1 protein-coding gene is annotated in these 903 nt (G+C 73.5%); it reads left to right on the top strand.

Annotated features, from left to right (window positions below):
- Nucleotides 1-903 (top strand): SpoIID/LytB domain-containing protein (locus VB737_RS07315; protein ID WP_500312255.1); only part of this gene is annotated, 903 nt, incomplete at both ends.

The raw sequence follows: 903 nt of genomic DNA, 5'->3' as shown, positions 1-903 counted from the left end.
GGCCAGGCCTGGATCGATCCCGCACCGGGACGGGGGACCGGCGGCGAGGCCGTCCTGACCCTGCAGCAGCGCCGCTACCGCGGCCGCCTGCTGGTGCGCAGCGAGGGCGATCGCCTGCAGGCGATCAATCTGATCGATGTCGAGAGCTACCTGCCCAGCGTGGTGGGCAGCGAGATGCCGGCCAGCTGGCCGCAGGCGGCTCTGCGGGCCCAGGCGGTGGCGGCCCGCACCTACGCCCTGCGCCAGCGCCGGCCGGCGGAGCCCTTCGACCTCAAGGCCACCGTGGCCAGCCAGGTCTACAAGGGGGTGGACGCTGAAACCGATTCCACCCGCGAGGCGGTGCGCAGCACCCGCTCCCAGGTGCTGGTGCATGGCTCCTCCCTGATCAACGCGGTCTTCCACAGCAGCAGTGGCGGCCTCACCGAAAACAGCGGCGAGATCTGGCGCCAGCAGCTGCCCTACCTGGTAAGCGTGCCCGATTTCGACCAGGCCAGCCCGGTGCATGCCTGGCAGCTGCGGGTCGAGCCCGACAAGCTGGCCCAGGCCTTCCGTGAGATCGACGGGGCCTTCCGTATCGAGGTGCTCTCCACCACCACCTCCGGTCGCATCCGCCAGGCCCGGGTGACGGGCCCCCGTGGCTCGCTGCTCCTCTCCGGCGCCGAGCTGCGCCAGCGGCTCGGCCTGCGCAGCACCCTGGCCCGGTTCGACTTCGAGGCGTCGCCCCAGGCCGTCCCCTTCCCGCCCCCGCTGCCGTCCCTGGAGGGCGTCTTCACCCCCGAGGGGATCCGCTCCCTGGCCTCCGGCCTGGTGCAGGCCCCCTGGCGAACCCGCCGCCCGCCGGCCGCGCCCGCCCTGCTGGTCAGCGGCCGGGGCTACGGCCACGGGGTGGGCATGAGCCAGTGG

The sequence above is a fragment of the Synechococcus sp. BA-120 BA3 genome, assembly GCF_034931285.1.
GTDB lineage: Bacteria > Cyanobacteriota > Cyanobacteriia > PCC-6307 > Cyanobiaceae > Cyanobium.
Note: the sequence above shows the minus strand (reverse complement) of the source record. Positions and strands in the feature narration are given on the sequence as shown.